This window comes from Bacillus sp. 5mfcol3.1 (assembly GCF_900114335.1).
GTDB lineage: Bacteria > Bacillota > Bacilli > Bacillales > Bacillaceae_G > Bacillus_A > Bacillus_A thuringiensis_S.
Genome location: NZ_FOST01000002.1, coordinates 1,159,942 through 1,184,238, shown reverse-complemented (window position 1 = coordinate 1,184,238; position 24,297 = coordinate 1,159,942). Strand labels below are relative to the sequence as shown.

The following is a 24,297-nucleotide window of genomic DNA, read 5'->3' as shown; positions in this document are numbered from 1 at the left end:
ATATGATTAATTGGAAGATAACAATAGAAAAGGTGAGTCATATTGGAACAAAATCAAACTGTAACTTTAAACATCTTATTAACAAGCGATATACATGGCACTGTTTATCCTATTCACTACCAAGATAACTCCCCAGCAGAACTTGGTTTAGCTAAAATTTCTACTCTTATAAAAAAAGAACGTTCCCAAAATACAAACGTTCTTTTAATTGATAATGGCGACTTTATTCAAGGAACACCATTTACTTATCATTACGTTACATACGAAAAAAACAAAAAAAATCCAATGTCCTTATTAGCGAATTACTTACAATATGACGCTGCAATTATCGGCAATCATGAATTTAATTACGGGATGAATATATTAAATAATGCTGTGACTACTGCGAACTTCCCGTACCTATCAGCAAACATATTAGATAAAAACATAAACAAACCTTATTTCGGAAAACCTTATTTAATCAAACAGATTGAATCCAATATAAAAATCGCTATTTTAGGGGTAACAACACATTACATCCCAAATTGGGAACAGGCCCATCACATTAAAGATTTACTATTTGAAGATGCATTAAAGACTACAAAAAAATGGGTTTCTTATATTCGCGAACATGAGAAACCCGATTTATTAGTCGTAGCCTATCACGGTGGATTTGAAAAAGATTTACAAACCGGGGAACCTACTGAAGTGTTAACAGGTGAAAACCAAGGATATGCAATGTGCCATGAAATTGAAGGCATAGATCTTTTACTAACAGGTCATCAACACCGAGAAATTTCTCACACAATGGCTAACGGTGTAACAATTTTACAGACCGGATGCAATGGACACTCAGTCGGCAAAGTAAAAGTAACATTCGAAAAAACGAAACGTAAATGGGTAAAAAAAGAGAGCTCTTCTGAATTATTATCTGTACAAGGAATTGAAGCGGACCAAGATGTACTTTCATTGGTAGCCGATTACGAAGAGAAAACACAAAAGTGGCTTGATCAACCTATTGGAATCATTCAGGGGGACATGCAAATTTCAGATGCTATGCAAACTCGTTTGCACGATCATCCTTTTATCGAATTCATAAATAAAATACAGATGGATATAGCTAAGGTATCAATTTCTTGTACAAGTTTGTTCCATAATACATCTCCAGGTTTCCCGGAACATGTAACAATGCGTGACATCGTTTCTAATTATATTTATCCAAACACATTAAAAGTAATTAGAATAACTGGAGCTGATATAAAAGCCGCTCTTGAACTCTCTGCTTCTTATTTCACATTAAAAACAGATGGATCCATCATCGTAAGTCCTACCTACATAGAACCAAAACCACAACATTATAATTATGATATGTGGGAAGGGATTTCATATGTATTAAACATTTCAAAACCAATTGGTGAAAGAGTAGAATCTTTACAGCATAACAGTGCTCCTCTTAATACGAATGAAGAATATGAAGTTGTAATGAATAATTATCGTGCAAGTGGCGGGGGAAATTTCTTTATGTTTCAAAACAAACCGGTAGTAAAAGATATACCCACAGATATGTCTGAACTTATCGCTAATTATATATTGGAACATAAAACGATAGAAGCAACAGTTAATAACAACTGGAAAGTTATTAAATAACGATTTTTACAAATAAAAAAAGATGGGCTTCGCCCATCTTTTAATTTAATTTTGCATTATCTTGCTTTTTTAAAGCTTTTAATTTCGTCGGTGTAACATCTGTACCTTCTTCGTTAACAACTTTAATTCCTTTAAGTTCGTTTAACATATTTTGACGAAATCCTTTTAAATATTGTTCACGTAGCGATTGACGCTCACGTTGCTCTTCTTCAGTTAAACCTTCAGCTTTTGCTTTTTTCGCTAAGAAGTTAATGCGTTCAACGAGTTCGTGATTAATCATCTCGAATCCCCCTTCTAATCAAAACTGATTATTATCATACAATAGTTACTCTTCTTTATCAAGCAATTGCTTCGTATACTCTACATATCTACGATGTACAGTCGCCTTTGAAACATTATGACCAAATCCACGTAATGTTGCTGCAATTTCTTCAAACGTGAGTTCACTTTTTCGCAAACGTACAATTTCCTCAATTGGCACTTCTTTTTTCTCTCTTCCTACACTTAAATGACGATTTTTTAAATTATTTTCTGGACGATAACCTTTTTCTACTGCACGTTGCATACCTCGTTTAATTTTCAAATTATGAATCTTTCTTTGATATTCTTCAACAATACCAATAATATCTAATACCATCGAATCAGAATCCGACAATTGTAATTCACCATTATGTGTATGCGTATATACTTTTATGCCTTCTTTATGTAAACAATGCATTAATGCGATCTTCGCATTTCCTCTACCAAGGCGCGTTTCATCTTGTATAAGTAACACATCAATTTGTTCGTCTCGAATTGTATCCAGCACCTCTAATATACCGTCACGTTCAATTGTATATCCACTAGCCTGCTCTTCAATCACCTTAGTAACATTCATTTGATAGCGCTCAGCTAAATGCAATAATTCATCTTTTTGACGTAATAATGATGTTTCTTGCGCTTCTTTCGTTGTACTCACACGTGCATAAATAATTGCATTCATTTTGAACCCCTCTTTCTCCCTATTATTTCCCTATAGTGTAACATAAATCCGCCATTTTTTCGAACTTATGTTTGTAGAATGTTTTTTCACATGTTATACTTATTAATAAGAAAAATGAAAGAAAACGAGGTGTTAGAAAACATGGAAAAGTTAACGAAACGCCAGCAAGACATTCTCGACTTTATTAAGCTAAAAGTACAAGAAAAAGGATATCCACCTTCCGTACGTGAAATTGGTCAAGCAGTCGGCCTCGCTTCTAGTTCTACAGTGCACGGACATTTATCACGATTAGAAGAAAAAGGATACATTCGACGCGATCCAACAAAACCACGTGCCATTGAAATTTTAGGTGAAGACCGAATGGATACGGAAACACAATCTGTTATTCAAGTTCCAATTGTCGGAAAAGTTACTGCCGGTTTACCAATTACAGCGGTCGAAAGCGTAGAGGAACATTTCCCACTTCCAGCTAGTATTGTTGCTGGAGCAGACCAAGTGTTCATGTTACGTATTTCTGGAGATAGTATGATTGAAGCTGGTATTTTCGATGGAGATTTAGTTGTTGTTCGCCAACAACAGTCTGCATATAATGGTGAAATTGTAGTCGCTTTAACAGAAGATAACGAAGCAACTGTTAAACGTTTCTATAAAGAAAAAGACCATTTCCGTCTACAACCAGAAAACTCTTCATTAGAACCTATCATTTTAAAACAAGTGTCAGTTATCGGGAAAGTAATTGGCGTATATCGTGATTTACATTAAAAATAATAAAAAGAAGATAATTACCTTATTTATATACGGTAATTATCTTCTTTTTTGTATTTTGATAGATTTCCATACATTCTATTTCTTATTAACGAGTTTCAATCGTCACATCTCCCGCAGCCGTTTTACCGCTAATCTTTTTACTACCATTGCCAATTGTTACGTTATTATTTTCTTCATTAAAAATTGTTACATCTCCGGCAGCACTTTGCCCAGTAATTACCGCATCTTGTGGTTTTTCCGATAAAGTAATATCTATATCTCCCGCAGTTGAACTTGCTTCTAGATTATACTTGGAATCATGATCTTGAATATTTATTTCCCCACTTGTTGTTTTTGCGGTCACTTTCCCTAATACCTTCTTAAAGTTCACCTCACCAGCTTTTGTCGATCCCTCCACATTCTTAGCCGTTACTTGTTTCAACTCTACTTCTCCAGCAAGTGTTCTAACACTTACGCTATCACTTTTCACATCACTCATTTCGATTTGTCCAGCAGATGAATTTACTTTTACATCTTGATAAGAGCGTTCGGGCACAAGGAGAGTCAATTTAGACGTTTGAAACCTAAAATCATAAAAAGAAAAATCAAATGAAGCACCTTTTTCTCTTTCCCCAATAATTTTTAATGTGTCACCATCTTCTGCAATACGAATCTCTTGTTTACGTACATCTCCTGATTGCTTTACATAAAAAGAAGAATCAGGAGATTTTTGGATAACAATATCTCCGGCATCTAACTTAACTTCTATATTTTTTAATGTTTCGTTTTTAATTACATCTTCTTTATCGCCTTTTTCAGCAGTTTGTACTGCTTTTTCATATGTTTGGGAAATTCCTATTACTCCAATAATGATACAAGCGATAGCGATTAAAAATAGTTTTTTCATCATTTACTCTCCTTTTATCATTTTGAAGTTCCATATTACATATCGTACACACAATCTCTTAAACCACTTTGTACTATAAAAAGCGATAATACACAACAATAAACCTACTCCAACAAACGTTATACTAACGAAAAGATCCAACCATATAAAAGTACCCATAAATACTTTTCCAATAACGAAAAATGGTGTTACTACACTAGCAATACCACCAATCCAAAAAGAAAATATAAAAGCAACAATTGCGACTAACGGGCCTAACACAATAATAAAATTAAACAAACTAAGTCCAATCGCTGCCATAACAGCTCTTGTCACATTTGAAGTCGATGGATTTTTTTTCATTTCATCGAAGCGATACATCGCAAGTAACTCTTTTGCGATTACTTTCGGAGAACCAAGGCCCTGAATTATTTCTGATTCAGTTTTCCCCTCTTCTAGTCCAAACTGAAAGTGCTCTTCATAATCCAATAAAATATCTTGCCTCTCTTCCTCTGGTAACTTTCTAAGATAACTTGATAATTCTTTAAGAAACCCTTCTTTACTCATCCCATTCCACCCCTTCAATAATTTCTTGTACCCCTTTCGCAAAATCACGCCATTCTGTTACTAACAAATGAAATTGCGTCTCCCCTTGCTCTGTTAATTGATAATATTTACGAGGTGGCCCTTCTGTAGATTCCTTTAAATACGTTTGAAAATACCCTTCTTTCGTCAAACGACGTAACAAAGGATATACTGACCCTTCCGATATTAAAAATTTATTAGAAATTTGCTGAACAAGTTCATAACCGTAACTATCTTTACGTTTTACAAGTGCTAATACACAAAGTTCAAGCACACCTTTTTTAAACTGAACGTTCAAGTGTTATCCTCCTTTCCTATCTTAGTACTGTTCAATACACGGTACCTGTTTTATCCATAATATACCACTCAGTATTATTTATTGCAAGGTACTAAGCTATATTTATTCCCTAAATTTAGAAAATGAACTAACGAAATTCTGAATAAGACTGTGTTATAACTGAGCATCATTACGTTAATATCATTGAGTAATAATCTGATTCACAAGCCACAAACTTATAGCCTTGCAGATGAGGACATAAAAATCATCGCTCGCGTTGTACAAGGCAGTAAAGAATTATTAAGTTTTAGCACAAGTGATTAAAAAAGATAAGATCAATTCTTTTGAAAAGATTTTCTTAGTAACATGATTCAAAATAACCAAAAACAATCCATTATCTAGTAGTTAACATATCCAATAACTTCACTAAAAAAGCCCTGATACCGTAGTATCAAGGATTTTTCATTTCACAAATTATATAAAACTTACATTTATCTGATAATGTTTTTCTATGATATCACTACTTATTATTAATTATTGGCTTTTATGTGGCTGTTTTTCATTTTGCAACCATATAAAATTGTAATAATAGGGAATTAAAAAACCCTTGATACGAGTTGTATCAAGGGTTCAAGCCTCTTAGTATAGAGACATATATTGATCGCGTTCCCATTGGTGAACTTGTGTTCTAATCAAGCTTTACACCCTAATAACAAATCAAAACAATCACGAAACCCCTATTTATAGGGAATCTTTAAAATTTGAAACTCAAAACAAATAATATGGTTTCATTTTTTCGTGGGCATTTTGTGGGTACTTTTGTGGGCACCTATTAATCAAAAAAACAAAAGAGCACAGCGTGTATAAGTAGTGTTGGTAGCACTCTTATACCGTCCGCCTACTCTCGATAGGCAAACACTTGCTGTACTCTTACGAACTATTTTACAGTACGTAAGGGCTCCTTAGCAACAGTTTGCTTACACTTGGCATTCTGTTGCTTTTTTGTTTATACAAAGGGGCCAATATAATATGGAAAAGAAACGTATCGATGTTATCGCAACTAAAGAATCCTTCCACAACTTATCATCATTCAAAGATGTGGAAGAACTAAATAAAACTATACGTGCATACAGAGACACAATTCGTATGTCTATTAAGCGTACTGACGTACAATCTAAACTCATTACATTACTTGAAATTTTAAAACGCCACAGTTGTAAATATGTAGGTGTTAGTTTCCTATGTAAAAATTCAATTGCTGACATGATGGAAGTTTCCTATAAAACTGTACAACGTTTAATGAAGAAACTTGTTGATCTAAACATGATTAAACAGATAGCAATGAAACGTAAAAAAGATATGCTTCAAACTTCTAACGCCATTATCATTCAACCGATTGTGGAAGAAGTGTCCAACAAGGTAGATGTAAAAAGTCCTACAAAGTGTCCTACCATTAAAACAAAACCTGTTTCCTTAAAACAAAATATAAAAGATATAAACAAACGTAATAGTAATAAGAATAGCAATATTCCAGAAGAGAATATTGAACAAGCTGATTTCGTTGCTCACTGGGTACCAGACCGCTTTGTTTCTTTGGTTAGCTCTTTTTACAGTGAATCTAAAACTATTCAAGAACTGTGGAAGGTCATAAGACAGTGTAATAAAATCGTTAACCACACAACAGGTGATAAAGCATTTACTAAAGACCAAGAACTTACTATTGGCTTAAAGGCTATTAAAGAGTTTGTTATGAAAATTAAGTCCGGAGTAAAAATGAAGAAAGGGAAATTCGCTTATTTCAACGGGATTGTAAACAACTTAATGGACAAGTTCTATTTTGATAAAGAGTTTATGGGAGCGTAAAAAGCCGACTTAATTAATGAAATGCCTCCTAATTGCAAGACTCTATCTAACAATCAAGAGGCATTTTAAAGTAAAATTTATTTTGATTCAATCTCATGCAACAAGTATTGTTGCTAGAATCTCAATAAGTTGTAGGATATCTTCCCCATCTAAACATATATCCGGCACATTGGGGAGAGGGGCGTTTACACATATTTTTATATCTTTTGGTTGTGGCTTTGAAACATCAGTATCTAATGTAACAGGAGTTGTTATTGAATATTGAATTTTCTCAGCCCCCAGGATATTTATTACATGTTTGTGTCGAACCTTTACCTTAGCTCTCACATGAGTTCCCTTTATTTCTAATTCTTCTACTTTTACAGAACCTTCATTTCCTTTTGCAAGTTTGATTAACTTATTTTGTATTGCTTGTTTTACCGCACCCGTTTTATCTGTACAAAAACGTTGTTCATATGTTGGTAAATTTATTACAGAAGATGGAATCATCCTTGCTTCAACAACTTCATTTTTTAGAAAAACAACACCAAATACATGATTCCCATTATGGTTTTGCTCTTCAAAATTAGGAAAAGCTGCTGAATACGGCATTTCTTTTGCATTTTTATATCGGAAAACTGCTCGGAATCTACTGCCATCATCTCCAGGAACATATTCCTTCAAATCGGATACTTTAACATCTTGAATATCTACTGTTCCTTCTTTAAAGAATATCATCCCATATACATTTGCCCCACCATCGTGATGTAAGTTTGGAATTCCTGCGATATACCCGTGCCTTTGAGCATATCTATTGGCAGCACGAAACATGGCTGGGACATCTGTTCTATCTGGATTTCCAATTTCATCTCCTGGTATTTGACCACTATATTCAGCCATACCACTCTTGATTAAATGTACCATGAACACCTGTTGATTCTCTTCAATTCCTTCTTCAAAATTAGGAAAACACCCCATCATTCCTTCTATTGTTCCAGAATAATCCATCATTGCATTTATAAGGGCTCCTGCACATCTCATATGTATATCAGCCTCCTTTGGGAGTTAGTATTTGCTAATTTTTTATAAATAACCCCAATATCTCCAATGTTTGATATAATTATTTTGTTATTAATTATCAGGAGGTTATATCATGAGTTATGACACGATTGCATCGCTACAACGTATGCAGCAATTAGAACAAGCTCAAGCTTCATCTGGTAAACGTTTAGTTCTAAAAAGAGTTTATGAATCAGATAAAATTTCAGCTCTCATTATCGTCCTTTGCATTATTGCTATCCCAGCAACAATGTGTATATCCCTTTTAGTGGGATTAATTATCTATTATATTAGGGAATTCAAACGCACGACTTACCTGGTTAGAAATGTTGCTACTGGCGAGAAATTCAGAGTGGATAAACAAGACTTCAAACAGTATAAGAAGAATTTTAAGAAGAAAGAAAAACAAGTTAGAAGAATTTCTGATCTATAATCACTACAAATATAATAGAAAAAGAGGGTAGTAGAATGTCAATTTCAATATGTGTTTATTGTAGGGATGGTATTGTATTAGCTAGTGATAGTCGACTTACTTTAACTAATCCTCGAGTTAAAAATAGTGTAATGTATTCAGATAACACCACTAAGACCTTTTTAGCAAAACAAATTGGGATTTCTTTTACTGGTGTTTCTGATATAGACGGTGTCCATATTTCTAAATTTATTAACTCCTTTATCTCTGAAAATATTAAGGATGAGACTTGTGTTTCAGTAGTCCCTCAACTATTAAAAGGATATTTTAATAAACTCAAAGCAAATCTAGAAACAACATTCTTCGTAACAGGATATCATAAGAAAACTAAAGAACAAATTTTATATACCGTACGACTTAATAATGGTGACATTGAGACAAATTCAACAAAGGGCGGTGGAGCTGCCTGGCAGGGAGATCCTGGTGATATCCTTAGTAGACTTTTACTTAATGATGTATACAGAAAAGAAATAAACTATAGAGAATTAGCCTATTACCCAATTCCATTTGAAACTTTTAACATTCAGGACTCTATAGATTTTGCAGTGCATTGCGTAAACACTACAGAAAAAACAATGAGTTTTCAAATAAGAAATCAATCAGTTGGTGGACCAATAGATGTTCTTGTAATAAAGCCTCACGAAGCTTTTTGGGTACATAAGAAAGAACTTCAAATTAAATAATAAAACACAAAAAAGCCGACTCAATTAAAGAGCCGGCACTTTTTATGCTTACTATTTAATTTCTACATAATAAGAACTAGCTGTAATATAAAACACATTACCTCTACTATTCTTCACTTTATACTGCTGCGAGCCATTTACAGATACTTTATCAAGGATTGTAAATCCTAATCCTTCATCGACAGTTCCCGCAACATCTCTATCATCCCAGGAAGCTTTTGAATAGAATCGTAAGTCATTCACTTTAGAAACAACACGTTTGCCTTCCACAGATGAAGATTCTTCTTTATAGCGAATGTATGATGAATCGTTATAAATCCACTGATTTCCTCCAAGATTCAACCAGTTCCCTACTTTACCCCATACTTTATATGATTCACCTTTTTGTAATTTACGAATAACACTATTTGTTGTGGATGGACCAGAACGAAGGTTTATATTGTATCCATCAATATACGCTATCCCCACTTCATTAATAACACCAGGTACTTCATTTGGTTGCTGTGGCTTTGGTTTAACTGAAATAGAATCTCCATTATATGCTTTTAATACATCAGCACGGAATTTTGATTCCGATACACCATGACTGCGAAGATAGTCAATCGGATCTTCGTGATCTGTGCCACCGAGCTTATACGTAATATCTTTATGCGTCCACAATCCAATGGATGGATTAATGTTTCTATCACGTAAAATCTTAGCGAGTAGCTTCACATATCTCTCATAGGATTTTTTAAATTTAGTAGGATCACTAGTTTCAGAGAGCTCTACATGAACAAATCGTTTATTGGCTGCTGGGCCTGCTCCCCATGCTTGATACTTAGTAGAAGCAATTTGAATTGTTTCATCCCAATCTGTTGCATAATGTACAAATGCAGAACGCCATGTTCTTGCTTCATAGTTTCGGATATTAATAGCAGGTGCTTCAGGAGTCGCTGTAGAATGTGCTACTACACCTTCATACGCTCCATATCCATTGCGATATTCAACTTTAGGTAACCCTGGAATAACCATTTCTCGATCAGCAAATACACTACCTGTTGAAGTAAATGCAATGATAGCTGCAGTAGAAATTGAGGCTAATAATTTAATAGATTTTTTCATTTGTCGTCACCATTCCCCATAATTTTTTGTTTAATATCTGATACATCCTTTGAAAGTGAACCAAATGCTTTTGCCTGTTCTTCGATAACTGCCTGGTTTTTTTCGATTACTTTTTGATACTGTTCTTCACGCTGTTCATTCTTTTTTTGCGTAGTAAAAAGCATCCACACAAATAACGCTGCGAATGCTCCTTGTTGAATCATTGAATTGAAAATCTGTTCCTCCACTGTTCTCTCCTCCTTTTTAGCAAAATAAAAAAGCCTGCTTATGCACGCTTAATCTGTAATATTTAAATTAAAAAGCTCATCGCAATATGAATGGTACTTCCACTTTGAACACCATTCACGAAAATCCCACCATCTTTTTTTACTGTAACTTCACAAAAGTTTGTATTCACTCCTCCAGTTATCATAATAGCTGGAACCGCAATGTCTTGAACAGGTCTACATCCAACTGGAAGTGTAGCAAATACTGTTGCGTTTTGCGCATTTCGAATAGAACCAATTACATTAACGTGTTCTCCACTTCTTTTACACTTCAAAATTCTATCAGTAACATTCTCTACCCCAGTTGTAGGAAGGTTAATCCATCCTGTATCATTATCAGCGGTTGCTATTTTTTTACCTTTCAAGGTTGCTGATCCATCAGGACGAACTATTAAACCACTTTGAGAATCCCAAGGATTCGTACCGAACCCCATGTACAGATATTCATCACCGTTGTTAGCCCCTTTGAAACGTCCAATTCCGCCACGATTAACGCTTCCGTCTGTGTCTTTATCCGCGTAGTGTAACCCACGAGCAGAAGGACCTGTCGCTGAATCAGGTTGAGTCATCAACATTTGACCCAGAGAATGGAACTTTAAAAGCCCTGTTATAATATCTCCTGTTTTTTTTAGAAGATTATCAGCATAAACATTGAATACGCCAGTAGGTGATTTATCAAGCATCACTTTATTATTTTTCCAGTCTTTTAAATAGACTTGACCATCCGAGACTCCTACAAGACCCACATCTAATAACTTATCCTCGCTATTGAATACAACTCCGATATTGGAACCGGGCGTCGGTCTCATGGTTAGATAACCTGTCATCATCCCGCCTGATCGCTTTACAACATCCATTTTATCAATCGCTTGCTGCAAAGCATCTATCTGTTTCTTGAGCTTATCGAACTCTGAAATATAGTTTTCTATTTTAATGTTTCCTTCTTTTACATCTCGTCTTAATGTAATCCGAATGTCTGGTGTACTCATTCGTTCTGTACTTTTTTCCATAACAAAATAAGCTGTCCAATCATCCGATGTGGAAACAGCTTGCGAGGACAATGTGTATGAAAATACGCCATTCTTTGCATCAACTATTTGGGCATCATCCCGAACAAACTGTCCAATTTGATTAATTGCTTCATACTTTACTGCATATCCTGTTAAATCAACAAGTTGCCCCTTTTCTCTGACATATACAGTAATCTTCAATCCGTTTTTATCATTTTGTCTTGAGCGAATTGTTTTTGTAAACACAGGATCTGCTAAATCTATCATAATTTCCTCATTTCGCATGACTACACCTCTTTCTAGCTACTCCTTTTTACATGTCTGGGCGGTCTTCTCTGACGTTTTACTCTGTTCCTATTCTTTATGTTTCCTTTAGGTTTTAACGGCTCTAATTCTTCCAATCTGGCATCCGTTTTCATCACATACTCTTGAAACGCGCTCGTCAATTGTGAAAGCATTCCGTATAAGCCTACACCATTTTCCTCTGCTTCTTTTGGAATAACTAAACCATAATGTGTAGGAATTGCATCTGTAGTAATCGTTGGCTCTCCTTCTTCACGATTCATACGCATCTCATACAGTTTTGGAATATCGTTTTTCAAATTGTACTGTTTAATTTCCCATTCCATTACCTTTTCAAGTGCGCTGAATGCAATAGGACGGATATTGGTTTTATAGGTTTCTTTAGAAGAAACTTTAAAGTCTGAAGCAATTACCCCTTGATAATATGATCCAAGTGCTGTCTTTATTTGAATATAACCATTTTCGTAACTCGAATTTCGTATCATCGCATTTGGAAGTATGATATCTGTATCTCCTCCAGATGAAACCCCAATACTCGCAATCCAATTGTCATTACGATAAAATCGGAACTGATCTTTGACTTTAAACCTCATATCACTTTGAGCATTTAGGACAATCATTTTGTCAGCATCAAGCATTGCATTCCCTGTTTGCGAAAAGTATAAAGAAGCTGCATTCAAGTATCCATTGCCCTCGAGTCCTTTTGTAATTCCGATTCCACCAGACTTAACGCTCGTATCCGAGAATTGGTATACCATAATAGCCCCATTTGCACCTGTGGAATCTGAATCTCCGCCTAAAATAAGAGTAGGTTGTATTTCATTTCTACTATTTTTGTAATACCCTACAAACACCCTTGTTTTAGATGACTCATACAAGCGTATGAATTGCTTTGAAATATTTACATAGTTGACACTATCTGAAGTTCGTAATGTTGCACCTGTTATTTCTCCACCTTGCACAAGATTTCCACTCAACGTACCTGCAGTAATAAAATCAGCAACAATTCTTCCGTCACTTGTAATGGCAGTTCCATATGGGCCATTCACACCTGTGGAAGAATACCCTAATCCATTCAAGTTCCATTGCCAAACCTTTTTCGCACTCTTTTCATCTTTCGTATCCATAATTAAAATACGATCTGGATAAACACGGACATGTCCTCCGAACCCAGAATTAATAAGGCTTGTAGCATTTGCTTTTGCTGCATCCAAAATAGAACCTGGCATATTGGACAACTCTTCTTGTACCAAATCAACTCTACCGGAAACGTCCGTAAAGGATTCTTTGAAGTTACCAATGGTTATATCCAGATACTCTTTTTTTATCGGATCATATTTATAAGCAATTACCTTCGCCTTTATATCAATACCGTCTTCTTGATGCTCAACCGTAACCGTATCTGCCATATAAACACTTTGTAAATGCTTATAATCCTTATACTCTTCCGTTTGTGATAACTCCTGGAACTTAACGTTATAATTTGCTTTAGGCTGATCGACCTTTTGAATAGCAAACATATCCTTAGCCGCCTGGCGTAATAACCTATATGCCTCTTCTAACGGAACTGCATCTTCATCGTCAGCATTTTCACCAATAGCTGCTTTAATATGTTTAAATTCAACCACTTTGATTTTAGGATGAGGATACTTATTTATAAGTGGGCTATCCACATACTTTTCAGGAAGAAATAACCCATCAAAACCTTGTGGCATGATTCTAGTTATGGGACTTTTCCAATCCACATTACCTTCATATCCTAATAAATCTTTCTTATGGCGAATCACTACTCCACGATCCATGCCGCGATTTAGTAGCATCTTCACATCAAAATTATCTCGTTTTAATTCGCCGCCCCAACGATTAACAAATGAATTATCTTGACTAGAATCCAATAATGCTTCCACAGGATTTTTACGGACAATACGTGCACTGGCTATCTTTGGTACATCTGAATAAAACTGAAAAGGATGCTTGTATTGGCATCCTGCTGACATACGATTCATAGCTCCATTACCATTTGTTGTTTCAGCAAAAATGTCTTCAATTAGGTTTTCTGTTAAGTCATAAAAAATATGATAACATTGCGCTGTAATCTCACCCATACTGACTTTAGGAGCTGCCACTCGAAATAGTTGTTCACCATCAGGAGTTGGAACTTTAATAATACTCATTCCCTCTATTTCCAGACCACGTGGTGCAAACAATGGATAACTAAATGAAAATAAAAATAAACCATTGAGTTCTTCCTCAACAGTTGCGTTATAAATATTTTTATCTAAAACCCCTATACCATTGTGCGTAAAGTCAGTCTCATTTGGTTTATATAAAGTAATCATTTATATCTCCACCTAGGTCGAATTTCCATGAATTGAATTGCTCCTGACCACTCTATTGTATTTTCTCCTACGTTGAATATAGGGAACTGCCCAACCATTTTATTATTCATTGATATGGTATCGGTATATGCTTCAAGTAATTCTGAGTCTATGACAACAGAACCATTCACATCTTTTATTTGAAAAGAGACGTCATTGATTGTTATACGGAAAGTACCATTTCCCACAATCCAAAACTTAGGATCAGATTCAATTGTACCTGGATTATAAATTACACCAGGTTTGGTAAGCTTTAGATTTACATCCTCTGTATATTCAAAGGGATCTAGCTTAAAATCCACTTCAAATTCACCGTGTTCTTCAATTTCATTTACAATATCACCTACTACAACATGTTTAATTTTTCGATACACATCATCATCAGTAAAATATAATGTTTTTCCATTCATCAACCACGACTTCATACGTCGCACTAGCGGCTTAATATTCTCTTCTTCAAGCATATTGAACTTTATTTTTAAAGGAACGTCTTTAAACGCCCCTTTTTTTGTAAGTGAACCATGTCTGCCAGACACTTCAATATGCTCTACTTCTTGTTCTGCTGTAGGAATAACAGGGCGTCCTACTATACATATTCCGTATTCACTTGCCAACTGATTATCGATACCTATGTCTAGCAATTTAAGTCCTCCCTATTCCTATTTTTGAATTACGCCCTTTTTGAGCAAGTGCATCATCTATTTTTCCGACCATGTGGTCGATATCACGATCATCCCTCACTGAAGGATTATAAATATTAATTACAGTTGGTTCAGTAGACATCGTTGCTGCAATCCCTTCGCCAATCTCACCTAATGTCTTTTTATTCAATGGTAAAACTGCTTCTCTTCCCGCTTCTCCTGCACCTTGCAACTGACCATTACTCATGCCGAAAATGGTAGGTCTAGTAAAGATACCGCCTTTTGCACGCCATTGCACATCGATACCGGATGGGAAAGTAATGTCTTTACCCAAAATATTTTTCGTACTAGTTTGCAGGCTAAAGTGTGGCATTTTTGGCATTTCTGGCTTTGGAATCTTTAATTTCAAATCACTGAAAAACCCTTTGATTTTATCAATGAATCCCTTTACTTTATCTACCGCATCTTTTATCGGATCAACGATAAATCTCTTTGCTGCATCAAATTTTTCTTGCGCTGCATTCTTTACAGAATCAAATTTTTCCCGTGCCGTATTGTACATATCATTGAACTTCTCTTTTGCAGAATTATAAGCTGAAATCACTGGATCAATAATATATTTATAAACTAAATTCCATGCCGTAAGTGTGTAAGATTGGATTTTAGCCCAATTACCTAGTATCCAATTTGCTAAATCGTTCAATTTTTCTTTCGTTGCATTCCACAATTCCTGAACAGGCTGAATGACATATTGTTTTACTAGATTCCACGCTGCGGAGGTATATGATTTCACTGTCTCCCACTGTGAATTTAACCAAGAAACAAGCGTACCGATCTGTTCTTTAACCCAATCCCATGCTTCTTGAACAGGTTGAGTAATATATTGTTTAAATAAGCCCCAAGCAACTTGTGCAGCAGCCTTTATAAGTTCCCACTGCGTACTAAGCCATGTGACTAATTCGCCAATTTTTGCACTTATCCAATCATACGCTTCCTGGATGGGTTGTATAATATATTGAGATATTGCAGCCCATGCAATTTGTGCCCCTGCTTGAATGAGTAGCCAACCTGCTTCTAAAACTGTGGAAACTGCTGAAATAATCGGATCTAAAACTGTAAGTATTGTATCCCACGTTTCTTGCCAAGCTGTCTTTAATTGATCCCAAATAGAAGTTGCCGTTTCAACAATACTCGTCCACAATCCACTAAAAAATTCACCTAAAGGAGACAATATACTATCTGCTAATTCAATGAATGAAGACCATGATTCTGAAAAATAATCAGTAATACCTGTCCAAATTTCCGATGCTGTATCAGAAATTCCAGTCCATAGATCAGCGAAAAATTGACCGATAGGTTCAAAGAACTCATTTGCCATATTCAAAAAATCTGACCAGGCTCCAGAAAAGTAATCAACTGTGGATGACCAAGCATCTTCACAAGTTTGAACTATGCTATCCCACAATTCACCAAACCAATCTTTAAATTCAGACCACTTTTCAGAAACCCAATCCGTTATGGCACCCCAGTTTTTTATTAACATGATAATACCAGTTATCACTAAGGAAACGGCTGCAATGGTAGCTATCACAGGTAAAAATGCCAAATTCAACGCACCAAATGAAACGGCTAAAGCTGCTACAATTGGAGTTAGAATAATAAACGCTGTACTCAATGTACCCATCACGATTAAAAGCGTTTGATCGGCTTCGGACAATTTACTAAACCAATCCATTACAGCTTTAACACCATCAACAATTGGAGGTAAAATATCTTTCGCTAATTCTGCAAATTTCTTTCCAAGTGGTTCTAGCGCAGCCTGTGTTTCTCTTAATGCTTTTTGAAATTGCTGCCCCAAAGATTCTTCCTGAAGTTTCTTCATTTCATCCATACGTCCAGTTACATCACCAAGACCACCGTTTACATCAGTAAGTCCTAATACAGCTTTCGCGCCCATGTCTTCCCAACGAGTGGCGAACAACCCAACACCAATTTGATTTTGTTTGACTTTGTCGTCCATGCTTCCCAAATCGCCTATTACAGCCTTGAACACATCAGCGGCTGTTGCTTTACCATCGTTAAAAGCTTTCCAAACGCCTTGTGTTTCCTCTGAAAGCCCAGCAAAAGCATCTGCAGTTCCTTTTGAACCGTCTTGTACTTTTTTTCCAAATTCAGCAACTGTATCATTGATATAATCCAAATTATAAGCGCCGTCACGCGTCCCGTTTGCTAAGATTGTAAACATCTCTTGAGCACTAAAACCACCTTGCTTGAATAAAGGAGCGTATTCAGAGAGGTTATCAAATAACTCGTCTGAATAATTTAGCCCTTCTTGAGCACCGGCAGCAAGTAAATCAAATGTTTCTTGTGTAGATAAACCAAATTGACTCATCAACTGCCCTGCACCACGAGTCGCTTCGTTTAAATCAACGTCGTAAACTTTAGCTAATGTTAAAACGTTTTCCGATGCACCTTGTAATTCTTCATGTGGAACATCGCGCATATTTTGATAGACCTTTATAAGTGCATTATCTACCTCTTCAAGATTTTCACCAAAACCTTTTTTCCATGTATCAACAGCAATCTTTTGAAGATTTTCGGCACCTTTTCCAGTCAACCCTAATGAAGCTTGAATTTTCCTCTGTGATCCATCAAACTCTATTGCTGTATTTACAATTGACTTTCCCATTTCAATCAATTTTTCGGATATTCCTTGTAGAACTTCAGCAGCTTCCATTAAATTGTTCATATCAAGTTTCTTATTGATTTCCGCCATACCATCCGCCGCTTGTGAACCACTCCGCCCAACACTCTGTAATGAGTTTTCAAATTGCTTTAATGTCGTTTTTGCTTGGTTTAATTTAGCCTCAAGTTGCTGCACTTCGGTAGAATTCTCACCATACACACGCTTTGCTGCGCTCAACTGTTGTTCTAAGTTGTGGACGACCCTATCAGTCATTTCCATTTGCTGGCGTAGTTGTTTCTGTGCTAATTCCAACTTATCAGCTTCACTAGCGTTTGCTCCTAATTCAGCATTCTGAAGTTTAAAAGAGCTTGTTAGTTTCTTTTGTTCTGCCTCAAGTTTCTTAGAATTCTCTTGTAAATCAAGTAAAGTCCCACGTGCTTCCCTAGCTTCAATTGTTTGCTCGGAAAGACCTTCATTCACTCTTTTCATTGCATTATCAAGAGAAGTTTCAGCACGTTCAGCATCAAGCAACTTCCCGTACATTTTATTGAGTTGTTCGGCGGTTGTACTTGTGTCCTTGGACATAGCTTGATATTCAGCACGTAACATAGCTGTACGTTTCTTGGCTGCTTCCATCTGAATTTCAAGCTTCTTCTTTTCAGCAAGAAGTTTATCAGTCATCGTCGCATCTTGGCCCATTGCCGCAATATGATTTTTATATTCTTTCGCTGCATTATTCATAACCATATTGATTTGTTTCAATGTATTTGCATACTGAACTTGGCCATCCATTTTAAAATTAAGAACAACGTTTCTTTCTTTACTATTCCCAGGCATTTTCTCACCTCATTTCTTATAGGAATGGTGTTTGATCTAGCGTGTAGGTTTGTTTCGTTTTCTGCTCATGTAACGCATCCGGATTGTTGTATCTAAGATGCATAATGAATTGTTTTAAAAAATGAGCAGGTGTTATTTTCCAGAAGTCATTCATACTTAAACCAAGCAACGTATTACCAACATAAAAATAAAAATCCCAGTCCAATTCGGACTGAGATTCCTCGTTTTTAGTCAGTATGTTTTTTACTTTTTTTCTTGCTTGAGCTTCTCCATATCGGAATGTTGGAAGTTTTGATTGTTAAAAATGTTAAATACCACTTTGAAAATATCAGGTAAATCATAAAGCGGAATTGAATTTTTCACTTCTGTTGGTGTACACTCAGTACCTCCACTACGCATCATCGCGTAAATTAAAGATCGCATCAATTTCGCTTCATTTTCCCCTAAGCTAAATTGTTCTTTTGCCAACATTTCATTCATATCTTTTTCAAACTCATGATATGGTTTCCCATAAGATTCTTCCACATAAGGGAATGATTCAAACGTAAAAATAACAGGGATATCAACACCCTGTATTTTGATTTTATTCAAATTTATATTAACGTTAACTAAATCACTTAAACGTGCCATAATTGCCCTCCTTATTTACCTGTTTGAGTTGTTCCACCTAGCTGCGCTAGTTGAGATTCATCACAAATTACTTGTTTTAGGAAATCTTCAGCTTTAATTTCTTTTGCCTCTGGATCACCTGTATCCAATTCAGCTTGTGTTACATCATTAAATAACAATGGATCTGCTGTAATTGTGTAAGCAATGTCATCCACAGTCATTTCATCACCTTGTGTTTTCCAAGATTCCTCTACTGGAGCAACTGTACATTTTGGGTACCAACGTAATATTTTAGTTCCATCATTTAAAGGAAATACAACACCTACTGCAAACTTTGGATACGCCTTTGCCTTCGCTGTTTCAAAAGACACACCTTTTTTACGTGTTTTTGCAAAGATTTTATCTTTTACTTCACGATTTAGACCAGCAAGATTAAAAGCTAATCCAAACGCTGTATTTTTGACAATGTTAATAATTTTTTTGTTAGATGCCCACTTTGTAAAATTAGTAGAAGTAGTGGAAATCGTTAGATCAGAAATATTCGTTTGTCTATAAACGATATCCTCATAAGTTGGTAGTGCACTAGAAGTTTCATTTCCCTTCATCAAGCACAGATATAAATCTTCAATCCCTACAGAATATTGAATTTCTTTATTTTCAATTGTCATGTATATCATCCTCACATTCTATCAATTATTTTTTGTGCCATAATATCAGCAATTTTGTCACCTTCTGCATCAAAGGTATTCTGAACAAAGTGTTTTCCTTTCACACGTCCCTTACCATTTGCTTTTTTATGGCCATGTTCAGCTAAGTACCAATACCAGGCCTCATCTTTAAACTCCACAGATACACGATCATCTTTCACAACAACCTTTAGGCTATCCCTTAAATGCGTTCGCTTGTTTTTACTGGACGCTTTGATCTTTGGCTTTAATTTACTAGCAAAATACTTCGCCGCTTCGTCTAACACATCCAATTCGACCTTTTTATTCACACGTAATAGCGTATTGATATCTTCTAAAGCTTCAGCAAAACCATTGTTATTTGAAGCCATTACTGGATACACCTCACATACGTTATAAACTGCGTGATGGTGTCGTCATTCTCGTCATAACCCATTCCATCAAATTGAGAATAAGACACGCCTGCTTCGTTAAAAACAGCCTTTAACGTCTCGTAATCTTTTTCAGTTCCATTTGTGATAACTGCAATTTGATAAAGTGGCATATCCTTTATAACTTTATTAGAAGCTCTTTTCTGTTGCTCATTCACAAATTCATACACAATGTAAGGATAATTTGCTGTTGTAGGTGCACTATCACGATAAACTGGTATACCAGATTTCTTCATGATGTCTCGTAACTCTTGAAAGCTAATTTGCATAGGACAATGACACCTCCATCAATCGGTCTTCCTCACGTACATAAATACGCTCAATATCATAGATACGGCCACCCACTTTTACACGATAATCCTTTTGGTTGTTTTCAATATCACGATCAATACGAACTTCAATCTTCTTTACAATTTCATTCGTATCTTTCGTTGTAAATTTATCAGTGGCCGTAACTCCAATGTTGTTATAACGAATTTTCCGTTCTAACGGATATCCCATTACAACTCGGTCATTTTCTGGATCAATGGTTTCCCCTAATTTAAGTAGCTCTCCCATCCATTTGAGTTTATTCGTCTTTCTCTTCATCGACATAAACCTCCTGGACAAAGAACGGTGTTAAAGCATTAAGTGCCTGTTCTAATTCTTTTTCAGAGACTCTGTAATCATAGATAATACCGGCGACCATAATAATTAAATACTCGGTCTGTTTACCTGTCGCATTCTTTACATAAGTCTTTGCTTGTTCAATATAAAAAGAGAGCAAAGAATCATCCATGCCCTCTTCCCAATGAATATGAGATTTTAATTTCTCAATTAAATCTTCCATATTAAGCACCCGGTGTAGTTTGACCTTTCAAGACGTACTTATAAACTGGAACTTCAAATGGAGAATGAATTAATTGAGCATCTAGTAAGTTCCAGATACGGAAACCTACACGGTTTGTACGTGAGAATAACTCAACTAACTTTTGTACTTCTAGTGATCCAATAACATCTTGAATATAGAACTTAGAGAAATCACCGAAATAGAATACTGGTGTATCTGGTGAATCAGGAATATCAATTGCATCTTCTTCCTCAACAGGGAAGCCTAATAATGTATAACCAATGCCGCCCTCTGCTTGATTAAATGGACGAAGTAATGGGAAACCATCATCAGTTTTCATTGTTTCAATTTTTGTTAGTGCTGCTGTATTTAATACCCATCGTGCTTTTTTACGTACTTCTTTAACAGGTGTATTTTTCATTTTTACTAATGCATCATAAAGATTTTTTTCATCTGTTTTAAACTCAACAGCTTTCTTTGCTAATGCACCATCATTGATGTTATTCGCTTCATCACCATTAACCATATATTGCGTTTCTTTACGAACATAGGCTTTTTTCAACTCGTCCATAACGATTTGTTCAATCGGTAAACCTGTACGTGCTAATAATTTTTTCGTTACAGTAGCAAGTGCATCAAATTCTGTTGGAGATAGTTCGATTTCATCGAATTCAATATCTGTTTCTGGAATTTCGTTATTTGTTCGCTCATTTTTATGACCTTGAGCTTCTGCTTTCTTAACTAAAACAGGATACTTAATATTTTCTTTTGTTTTTACTCCCGTTCCTAATCGACGTAAGAAGTTTTCTTCTTGAGCATACGTAATAATTTCTTTACTTAAGAAATCTGGAATAGTAACAGAGCCATTACCAGTCACTAACCCTAATGCACGGGCTTCTGTTTCATCAATGTTACCTACAATGTAGTTTGCAAAAGCTGAACGAGTTTCCTTTTCTTTATTTTTAGTAGATTTATGACCTTTAGTAGAAAGAGCTGCTGCGATAGATGCTGAAATAGCAGAACGTTGTTCTTCTGACAGTTCGGTTTTTTCATTCGAATTTTCTTTTGCTGCTGGGTCTTCTTTTTTATCTGGATCTTCATCTTTCTTTTTGTCTGGGTCTTCTCCTTTTTCTTCCGCTTCTAATTTTGCTAACTCATCAGTGATAGTTTGTACTTCCTTTGTTAATTCTTCTACTTCAGCTTTAATTGCTGCTAGTTCTTCTGAACGAACTTCATTTTTTTCTACTTTACCTTGTAATTCCGCTAATCGAGATTTCGTTCTTGTTAAAGATGCGTTTAAGATTTCTTTTAAATTCATGTTAATTTTCCTCCAAAACTTTTTTTATTTGTTTAATAAGATTGTTTCTTTCTTCTGTATCATCTTCCACAACTGTTTTTACGGCTGCTTCTTCACTTCTCATTTCAATCACGGCTGTATTTTCGCCCCTGGTTTCAATAGAAGTTGCAACATAAGCTGGCGTCATGTCCAAAATAGAAACTTCTAAAAGCTCTAATTCTTCAATAGATCGTTTTTGAACACCAGATTCACCTTCTTCCCATGAATCTTTTTCAGAAACAAAACCAAATGACCAACCACGTAATTCCTTATTCCTTGCCTTCTTAATCACTTGCTCATCTGTAACCGTAGCGATGGCTCTTAAACCAATATTGTCTTCATACAATTCCAAATTTCCGTTTTCAATAGAACCAAGATTTCTATTCTTATCGTGGTTAAAAAGCAAGTCCACATTCTTTGCTTTCTTTAATGCCTTTTCAAATGTTTTAGGAACAATTCTCTCTTTGAAATATCCTCTTGGAGAAGGCAACATTCGACTTTCTCTGTCCACAACATTCACATAACCATCAAGTATGACTTGATTCCCTCGGACCTCGATTTTCATTCTCTTCACCTCCTCCCAATGAACCATCGTTCGCTTCTTTCTTACCGATTTCAGTTAAATCATTTGAAATATAAATAGCTTGTGATTCCTTTGTATTTTGTTTAGGGAATCCAAGCATATCAGCGACATTATCAGGTGAAGTAATAGCTGTACGCACAAGATTGTAACCAATATTCGTTTTGTTGCTATAAGTGACAAAATCAAGAATATTAATCTTAAATTTGATACGTTTCCCTGAATTTTGGCCATAAAAAAGAAGACTCAAATGGTCTTCAAAATTTTTTATTATTGGTCTCACTGCTTTGTTGTGGATATACATCATCGCTTTTTCAATATCTTCTTTGATTAACTCTGTGTATGTGTCCACATTTATGCCTAAATACTTACCTAAATCTTTTTTATATACATTTAGGTATGCTAGGGTCTTTTCATCGTCTAGCGGGCTTTTAAGCGTATCAATTGAGTACCCTTTTCCAAGAGGAATCATTTTTACAGACCTAGATTCATCAATTGATTCTAATTGATCTAAAATTGCGTTGATTAACTTTGACTGCGCACCATTCTGTGGATTGATATGAGCATCCAAATTTAACAGGAATGCTAATAGTCCACCCTTCTTATATTTATCAGTTAAAGTTTTCTCAGCTGACATAACACCTTCTAGCGTATCTCTTCCCAAATCAAGAAGGCCTTTTCCTCTTAAATGATCTGCGCCAATATTTTTCACATGACGAATCATAAATGGAGGAATTTCGTGACCGCCAATATTAAAGTGCTCTACTAAATTATCATCTAACTCTGTGAAAACATTTGAAGCTAAATGAATTTGAGCACCATTTAATATTGGGAATGTTTCGCCCTCGAGTAAATAAGTATTCGTCATTAATTTAATGAATTCCGATTGTGTAAGATAGTTGTTCGGATTCCTTAAGATTTGAAGTGCAATATCATCTTTAATTTCATTTCCAAATTCATCTTCCACAACAATATCAGCCAATACCATTTGATTACTAATGTCTTGTAACAATTCATATACATCACTAGATTGCAAGATGTTTGAATCTGTAACATACACACCGCCGTAACGAATGCTTTTTCCTAAAACATCATCGAGGTAACCGCGCTTTTCAGCCTTTTTAAATAAGTAATTTGAAAACCTATCCCTTAAACCCAATTTCTCACCGCCTTTCATAGTAAAATTATTAAACTCGTACTCTCTTTCTGATAAAATGAAATAGAAGGAGGTGGAAAATAATGGCCACTGAAATTGACTTAAATACATTTCCAAGTAATAAAATTCAAGCATTAACAATGCTTTACTTACAAAACCAAGACTTAACCGGTAAATCACCAAGTGAAATTGTGGATTTATACATGTCCGCTACAAAAGAAATTAGAGATGCTTTTCGTAATGGTGAAGGTCCAAGAGCATCAATAAGAACATTTTGATAATTACA

General features: G+C 35.4%; 28 protein-coding genes. 6 read left to right on the top strand and 22 right to left on the bottom strand.

Features of this window, described 5'->3' with window-relative positions; genetic code table 11:
• Positions 1-42 precede the first annotated feature (42 nt).
• Positions 43-1,626: a bifunctional metallophosphatase/5'-nucleotidase gene (locus BM089_RS15620; RefSeq protein ID WP_090977337.1), complete on the top strand. Its 1,584-nt coding sequence runs from the start codon at positions 43-45 to the stop codon at positions 1,624-1,626.
• A gap of 40 nt (positions 1,627-1,666) precedes the next feature.
• On the opposite strand, the gene BM089_RS15615 is transcribed toward BM089_RS15620, so the two are convergent.
• Together BM089_RS15615 and BM089_RS15610 are read right to left on the bottom strand one after the other, a co-directional pair.
• A complete protein-coding gene (locus tag BM089_RS15615) occupies positions 1,667-1,906 on the bottom strand; it encodes a DUF896 domain-containing protein (RefSeq protein WP_000607015.1) in 240 nt (79 codons plus the stop codon).
• A gap of 45 nt (positions 1,907-1,951) precedes the next feature.
• On the bottom strand, positions 1,952-2,608 hold the full coding sequence (locus BM089_RS15610; protein ID WP_000991471.1) for a YneB family resolvase-like protein: 657 nt from the start codon (positions 2,606-2,608) through the stop codon (positions 1,952-1,954).
• Positions 2,609-2,749: 141 nt separating this feature from the next.
• On the opposite strand from BM089_RS15610, the gene lexA reads away from it, so the two are divergent.
• Positions 2,750-3,370 (top strand): transcriptional repressor LexA, encoded by a 621-nt coding sequence (lexA, locus tag BM089_RS15605; protein WP_000413738.1) that lies wholly within the window; start codon positions 2,750-2,752, stop codon positions 3,368-3,370.
• A gap of 91 nt (positions 3,371-3,461) precedes the next feature.
• Here lexA and BM089_RS15600 read toward each other — a convergent pair whose 3' ends face one another.
• The 3 genes from BM089_RS15600 to BM089_RS15590 are packed head-to-tail and all read right to left on the bottom strand — an operon-like array spanning position 3,462 to position 5,124.
• Positions 3,462-4,265: a DUF4097 family beta strand repeat-containing protein gene (locus BM089_RS15600; protein ID WP_001986547.1), complete on the bottom strand. Its 804-nt coding sequence runs from the start codon at positions 4,263-4,265 to the stop codon at positions 3,462-3,464.
• Positions 4,266-4,808: a DUF1700 domain-containing protein gene (locus BM089_RS15595; protein WP_000031386.1), complete on the bottom strand. Its 543-nt coding sequence runs from the start codon at positions 4,806-4,808 to the stop codon at positions 4,266-4,268.
• Positions 4,801-5,124: a PadR family transcriptional regulator gene (locus BM089_RS15590; RefSeq protein WP_001102628.1), complete on the bottom strand. Its 324-nt coding sequence runs from the start codon at positions 5,122-5,124 to the stop codon at positions 4,801-4,803. Before BM089_RS15590 ends, BM089_RS15595 begins: the two co-directional genes overlap by 8 nt.
• A gap of 1,008 nt (positions 5,125-6,132) precedes the next feature.
• Here BM089_RS15590 and BM089_RS15585 point away from each other — a divergent pair.
• Positions 6,133-6,966: a cytosolic protein gene (locus BM089_RS15585; RefSeq protein ID WP_090977335.1), complete on the top strand. Its 834-nt coding sequence runs from the start codon at positions 6,133-6,135 to the stop codon at positions 6,964-6,966.
• Positions 6,967-7,059: 93 nt separating this feature from the next.
• On the opposite strand, the gene BM089_RS15580 is transcribed toward BM089_RS15585, so the two are convergent.
• A complete protein-coding gene (locus BM089_RS15580) occupies positions 7,060-7,986 on the bottom strand; it encodes a hypothetical protein (RefSeq protein WP_090977333.1) in 927 nt (308 codons plus the stop codon).
• A gap of 112 nt (positions 7,987-8,098) precedes the next feature.
• Here BM089_RS15580 and BM089_RS15575 point away from each other — a divergent pair, with 112 nt between their 5' ends.
• Together BM089_RS15575 and BM089_RS15570 are read left to right on the top strand one after the other, a co-directional pair.
• Positions 8,099-8,437 carry a hypothetical protein gene (locus tag BM089_RS15575; protein ID WP_090977331.1) on the top strand — a complete coding sequence of 113 codons (339 nt, stop codon included), beginning with the start codon at positions 8,099-8,101 and terminating at the stop codon, positions 8,435-8,437.
• A gap of 35 nt (positions 8,438-8,472) precedes the next feature.
• Complete coding sequence (locus BM089_RS15570) at positions 8,473-9,159, top strand: Ntn hydrolase family protein (RefSeq protein WP_090977329.1); 687 nt, start codon at positions 8,473-8,475, stop codon at positions 9,157-9,159.
• Positions 9,160-9,210: 51 nt separating this feature from the next.
• On the opposite strand, the gene BM089_RS15565 is transcribed toward BM089_RS15570, so the two are convergent.
• From BM089_RS15565 to BM089_RS15490, 16 genes are all read right to left on the bottom strand, one after another.
• Positions 9,211-10,263: an N-acetylmuramoyl-L-alanine amidase gene (locus BM089_RS15565; protein ID WP_090977326.1), complete on the bottom strand. Its 1,053-nt coding sequence runs from the start codon at positions 10,261-10,263 to the stop codon at positions 9,211-9,213.
• Positions 10,260-10,490, bottom strand: a complete 231-nt coding sequence (locus tag BM089_RS15560) for a BhlA/UviB family holin-like peptide (protein WP_000392440.1) — start codon at positions 10,488-10,490, stop codon at positions 10,260-10,262. Before BM089_RS15560 ends, BM089_RS15565 begins: the two co-directional genes overlap by 4 nt.
• A gap of 62 nt (positions 10,491-10,552) precedes the next feature.
• Positions 10,553-11,824: a BppU family phage baseplate upper protein gene (locus BM089_RS15555; protein WP_090977324.1), complete on the bottom strand. Its 1,272-nt coding sequence runs from the start codon at positions 11,822-11,824 to the stop codon at positions 10,553-10,555.
• Positions 11,825-11,838: 14 nt separating this feature from the next.
• Positions 11,839-14,181 carry a phage tail spike protein gene (locus BM089_RS15550; protein WP_090977322.1) on the bottom strand — a complete coding sequence of 781 codons (2,343 nt, stop codon included), beginning with the start codon at positions 14,179-14,181 and terminating at the stop codon, positions 11,839-11,841.
• Positions 14,178-14,861 (bottom strand): phage tail domain-containing protein, encoded by a 684-nt coding sequence (locus tag BM089_RS15545; RefSeq protein WP_090977320.1) that lies wholly within the window; start codon positions 14,859-14,861, stop codon positions 14,178-14,180. Before BM089_RS15545 ends, BM089_RS15550 begins: the two co-directional genes overlap by 4 nt.
• A gap of 1 nt (position 14,862) precedes the next feature.
• Positions 14,863-18,384: a phage tail tape measure protein gene (locus BM089_RS15540; RefSeq protein ID WP_090977318.1), complete on the bottom strand. Its 3,522-nt coding sequence runs from the start codon at positions 18,382-18,384 to the stop codon at positions 14,863-14,865.
• A 16-nt stretch (positions 18,385-18,400) separates the two neighbouring features.
• Positions 18,401-18,589, bottom strand: coding sequence for a hypothetical protein (locus BM089_RS15535; protein ID WP_090977316.1), 189 nt, complete (start codon positions 18,587-18,589; stop codon positions 18,401-18,403).
• A 38-nt stretch (positions 18,590-18,627) separates the two neighbouring features.
• Positions 18,628-19,014 carry a hypothetical protein gene (locus BM089_RS15530; protein WP_043939509.1) on the bottom strand — a complete coding sequence of 129 codons (387 nt, stop codon included), beginning with the start codon at positions 19,012-19,014 and terminating at the stop codon, positions 18,628-18,630.
• An 11-nt stretch (positions 19,015-19,025) separates the two neighbouring features.
• Positions 19,026-19,661, bottom strand: a complete 636-nt coding sequence (locus BM089_RS15525) for a major tail protein (RefSeq protein ID WP_000151366.1) — start codon at positions 19,659-19,661, stop codon at positions 19,026-19,028.
• Positions 19,662-19,672: 11 nt separating this feature from the next.
• Positions 19,673-20,050 carry an HK97-gp10 family putative phage morphogenesis protein gene (locus BM089_RS15520; RefSeq protein WP_090977314.1) on the bottom strand — a complete coding sequence of 126 codons (378 nt, stop codon included), beginning with the start codon at positions 20,048-20,050 and terminating at the stop codon, positions 19,673-19,675.
• Positions 20,050-20,379 carry a hypothetical protein gene (locus BM089_RS15515; protein ID WP_090977312.1) on the bottom strand — a complete coding sequence of 110 codons (330 nt, stop codon included), beginning with the start codon at positions 20,377-20,379 and terminating at the stop codon, positions 20,050-20,052. Before BM089_RS15515 ends, BM089_RS15520 begins: the two co-directional genes overlap by 1 nt.
• The gene (locus tag BM089_RS15510; protein ID WP_139213267.1) at positions 20,369-20,698 is read right to left on the bottom strand and encodes a hypothetical protein; all 330 of its coding nucleotides are present in this window, start codon (positions 20,696-20,698) and stop codon (positions 20,369-20,371) included. Before BM089_RS15510 ends, BM089_RS15515 begins: the two co-directional genes overlap by 11 nt.
• Positions 20,679-20,939 carry a head-tail connector protein gene (locus tag BM089_RS15505; protein WP_090977308.1) on the bottom strand — a complete coding sequence of 87 codons (261 nt, stop codon included), beginning with the start codon at positions 20,937-20,939 and terminating at the stop codon, positions 20,679-20,681. Before BM089_RS15505 ends, BM089_RS15510 begins: the two co-directional genes overlap by 20 nt.
• 1 nt (position 20,940) lies before the next feature.
• Positions 20,941-22,257, bottom strand: coding sequence for a phage major capsid protein (locus BM089_RS15500; protein WP_090977306.1), 1,317 nt, complete (start codon positions 22,255-22,257; stop codon positions 20,941-20,943).
• Between the two features lies 1 nt (position 22,258).
• The gene (locus BM089_RS15495) at positions 22,259-22,840 is read right to left on the bottom strand and encodes an HK97 family phage prohead protease (protein WP_139213266.1); all 582 of its coding nucleotides are present in this window, start codon (positions 22,838-22,840) and stop codon (positions 22,259-22,261) included.
• Positions 22,803-24,014, bottom strand: coding sequence for a phage portal protein (locus tag BM089_RS15490; RefSeq protein ID WP_090977638.1), 1,212 nt, complete (start codon positions 24,012-24,014; stop codon positions 22,803-22,805). The genes BM089_RS15495 and BM089_RS15490 overlap by 38 nt, the downstream gene beginning before the upstream one ends.
• A gap of 80 nt (positions 24,015-24,094) precedes the next feature.
• Here BM089_RS15490 and BM089_RS15485 point away from each other — a divergent pair, with 80 nt between their 5' ends.
• Complete coding sequence (locus BM089_RS15485) at positions 24,095-24,289, top strand: hypothetical protein (protein ID WP_090977302.1); 195 nt, start codon at positions 24,095-24,097, stop codon at positions 24,287-24,289.
• Positions 24,290-24,297 lie beyond the last annotated feature (8 nt).